Source organism: Streptomyces sp. NPDC057543, assembly GCF_042801895.1.
In the GTDB taxonomy this organism is placed as follows: Bacteria; Actinomycetota; Actinomycetes; order Streptomycetales; family Streptomycetaceae; genus Streptomyces.
Genome location: NZ_JBHVFF010000479.1, coordinates 1 through 3,776 on the forward strand (window position 1 = coordinate 1; position 3,776 = coordinate 3,776).

2 protein-coding genes and 2 pseudogenes are annotated in these 3,776 nt (G+C 64.9%); 2 read left to right on the plus strand and 2 right to left on the minus strand.

The window, feature by feature from the left end; all coding sequences use genetic code 11:
• Positions 1-201 precede the first annotated feature (201 nt).
• Positions 202-1,517 (plus strand): annotated as a pseudogene (locus ACFU8Q_RS40080) (IS1380 family transposase).
• A gap of 161 nt (positions 1,518-1,678) precedes the next feature.
• Here ACFU8Q_RS40080 and ACFU8Q_RS40085 read toward each other — a convergent pair.
• A pseudogene (locus ACFU8Q_RS40085) lies at positions 1,679-2,136 on the minus strand (YDG/SRA domain-containing protein).
• Positions 2,137-2,322: 186 nt separating this feature from the next.
• Between ACFU8Q_RS40085 and ACFU8Q_RS40090 the strand changes: the two are divergent.
• The gene (locus ACFU8Q_RS40090) at positions 2,323-3,132 is read left to right on the plus strand and encodes a DUF6551 family protein (protein ID WP_384464730.1); all 810 of its coding nucleotides are present in this window, start codon (positions 2,323-2,325) and stop codon (positions 3,130-3,132) included.
• Positions 3,133-3,304: 172 nt separating this feature from the next.
• Here the strand turns inward: ACFU8Q_RS40090 and ACFU8Q_RS40095 are convergent, their stop codons facing one another.
• Positions 3,305-3,637 carry a hypothetical protein gene (locus ACFU8Q_RS40095; protein ID WP_384464733.1) on the minus strand — a complete coding sequence of 111 codons (333 nt, stop codon included), beginning with the start codon at positions 3,635-3,637 and terminating at the stop codon, positions 3,305-3,307.
• Between the last annotated feature and the right edge of the window lie 139 nt (positions 3,638-3,776).

A 3,776-nucleotide genomic window follows, 5' to 3' on the forward strand; every position in this document is an offset into this window, starting at 1 on the left:
GTGTGCGGGAGAACCGCATGCACGGTTCGATGTGGCGGGGGCTGGAAACGGAGCGTACGTACTACGCCACCGCGCCAGCCCCCGACCCTACATGAAGCGGGCTGTCCGGCAGGTGGTCACACAAGCAGAAAGTGCCTCTGGCCAGCAAGAATGAGGATTGTCTAGGTCCTTGTTCCCGCTGAATCCAGAGGCACTTTCCAGGTGAAGAAGCCTACCGGCTCCTATCCCCATGTCCGCGTCCAGGGGGACGGCCGGGCCGTGGTCTCGCAGGCCGGTTCGGTCCTGCTGGTCGAAACCGTCCGCAAGAGTGGCCTTGACAAGGCCATATCCGCGGCCCTGGCCCCATGGCGGAAGCCCCGGGCCGTCCACGACGCCGGCAAGATACTCGTGGACCTCGCGCTGGCGGTCGCGCTCGGCGGGGACTGCCTCGCCGACATCGCCCTGCCGCGGTCCGAGCCGGCCGTGTTCGGGTCGGTCGCCTCCGATCCGACGGTCTCCCGCCTGATCGACACTCTCGCCTCCTCGGGGGAGAAGGCGCTCACGGCGATCCGCGCCGCACGTTCCAAAGTCCGCCGACACGTCTGGGAATGGTCCTCGCCCACTCGGACAAGCAGGGCGCGGCCCCGACCTGGAAGAAGACCTACGGCCACCACCCACTGATGGGGTTCGTCGACCACGGACCGGGCGGAACCGGCGGACCCGTCGCGTCCCTCCTCCGCCCCGGCAACGCGGGCTCGAACACGGCCGCCGACCACATCACCGCCACCCGCCTCGCCCTGGCCCAACTACCGAAGAAGTACCGGCGGGGCCGGCGGACTCTGATCCGCTGTGATTCCGCGGGCGGGACCCACGAGTTCGTGGCCTGGCTCGCCCAACGCGGGCGGTGGCTGTCCTACTCGGTCGGCATGGTGATCACCGAGGCCATCCACCAGTACGTTCTCCGGGTCCCGGCCTCGGCCTGGACTCCGGCCGTCGAGTCGGACGGCGAGGTCCGTGACGGGGCCTGGGTCGCCGAACTCACCGGGGACCTGATCGACGGCTGGCCGAAGGGGATGCGGCTGATCGTCCGCAAGGAACGACCCCATCCCGGGGCCCAGTTGAGGATCACCGACGCGGACGGCATGCGGATCACCTGCTTCGCAACCAACACCGCCGACCGTCCGATCGCCGAACTCGAGCTCCGTCACCGGCTGCGGGCCCGCGCGGAGGACCGGATCCGGGCCGCCCGGGCGACCGGCCTGCGGAACCTGCCCCTGCACGACACCGCGCAGAACAAGGTCTGGCTGGAGATCGTCCAGATCGCACTCGACCTGCTGGCCTGGATGCCCATGCTCGCCCTGACCGGCCAGGCCAGGCTCTGGGAGCCCCGCCGGCTGCGGTTCCGCCTGTTCTCCACCGCCGGACAGCTCGCCACCACCGGCCGGCGCCGGATCCTCCGCCTCGCCCGCCACTGGCCCTGGACGTTCGAAATCACCACCGCTCTCGAACGGCTCGCACTCCTGCCCAACCCCGGCTGACCAGCGATTCCCCTGGCCCTACGAGAGAACGTTCCAGTCCGGAGCAGTGGAACCCGGCGCCCACCCGAGACGACACTTGGGACCTCGGCCTGCCCAGCATCAGCCATCGACAACGAAACGGACCACCGACTCGGCCGGGGGCCCGTCAAGAAAGATCGAGGCTAGAGAACACGAGTGCCGTCGTATGCCTTAAGCCGGAACTGCCAGATCAGGAAGCCGTCGATGCCGAGTTTGCTTCCGTAGCTGGTGACTCGGAAGAGTCCATCGTACCTGTATCCCTGAGGCGGCGCCCTCTGAGATCCTCTGTGTGCACCACGTAGTACGCGGACCAGGAAACCTTTCAGGTAGCTGGTGACGAGGGCTGCGTTCCCCGCTCGTCGAGGCTCTGATCGCTGACCTGGTTCCCTGACGAATTCTGACCGCCGTGGCCGGTGTAGATGAGGACGTTGCCATAGTCCTCGTCGTCCTTGTATCCGCCGGATACGTCGATCGATTTGGCACCGTTCTTCTTGGTGCCGCAGATGCCTGCTTGGAGGGGACGATGGATGCCGGCCTCGTGGGCAAGCCGACAGCTGACAAACTCGTGGCCAACCTCGGGGTTGGGGACTTCACCAATCATGGGTTCACCATGCCATCCGCCACTGTCAGTCAGACAGGCCAAGTAGGCGACGTGATCAAGCCCCTAACGTAGGATCAGAAAATCAGGTCGCGTACTTCGTGTGGCCTAGTACCCTCGACGGCACGCCGCATCCCTTTCACTGGCATCACGCCATCCTCCTAAGCGCGGCGTGGAGAGGGCAGAGGTATGCCCAAGAAGTACCCGTACCAGCTCCCGAAGCACAAGGTCGTCCACGGGGTCACCATCCCCGTCGAAGAGCTGAAGATCGACGACAAGGCGCAGCGCACGCTCAACGAGCCGCGCGCTATGGGCATCGCGAAGAACATGGTTCCTGAGGCGCTCGGGACCATCGTCGTATCCCAGCGGGCGGACGGAGATCGCTATATCGTCGACGGCATGCACCGTTGGCATGCTGCCAAGCTCTCGGGCATTCCCACTCTGGTGGCTGAGGTGCACCATGACCTCGATCAGATGGAAGAGGCCGTGCTGTTCCTCATCAAGAATCGCGAGTCGAGCAAGCCCAGACCTCTCGACGAGTACAGGATCGGGCTGACCGCTGAACTGCCCCTCTTTGTTGACACGGAGTCGGCACTGGTGGCGCGCAACCTGTCCATGGGCTCCTCCGGTACGAACACCGTGGGCGCGGTTGCAGGTGTGCTTCGTATCACCGATCAATACGGGCCGGAGATCCTGAAGCGCACGCTCAAGGTCGCTGAGGAGGCTTGGGGGCGCACCAAGGACACCTGGGACGGGATGCTACTCGGTGGCATCGGCATGTTCCTGGGGAAGCATGGTGACCACGTCGACGACAGTGCCCTCGCCGAGAAGATCGGCAAAAAGGATCCTGCGTTCCGGTGGCGCGCCAACATCACCGCTCTTGCGTCCGCGGGCGGTACGCAGCACAGCGGAACAGGATCGAGGGTGAGCACGTGCTACCAGCTGGTCCTCTCCGAGTGGAACAAGGGCAAGCGGGCTGAGAACCGGATCGCTGCCTGACCGATCGGCAAACTCGTAGCTGTGGGCCCAGGGTTTCAACGGGCCTACAGTTCTACCTCAGTTGCCTTTCCTATGATTGCTGCACTTCTTTGCGGTACAGCCGGATTCGCGATGAGGGCTACTCAGGACGCCGATTGTGCACCACGCGTGGCGCCGCCGTATCGCCTGACAGCTACTCCTCGACCCAGTCCTCCGCTACGGCTCGGATGGAGATCTCTAGGTCTGTCTCTTGGCGAGGGACTCTTGTGGGATGGCGGGCGGCAAAGACGAAGTAGTACCGCTCGACTCGTGCTCGGACTTCCTGCTCCTGCGGTTCCGTCGAGGCGAGAGCCAGGCTGACTTGTCCGGGCTGCCCGTAAGCGCAGATATGGCGTCCCCGTCCGTCGTAGCCTTCAAAGAACTCCTCTACTGACCCGATCAACTCATCAGCCAGGGCCGGTTCATGGATGACGAACATGCGCCCGCCAGGATCGAAGAGCAGCGCGGGGTCTGCTGGATACCACATGACCAAAGGCTAGCCTCGATTTTTTCTGATTGGCCGTCAGCTTCTTGGCGGCCGATCTGCGTTTGGATCCCATTCCTGGTGCGCGAGTGGCCCGGCTGTCGCGTCGGGTGGGTGCCGGTTTCCACGGTTCCGGTTGGGG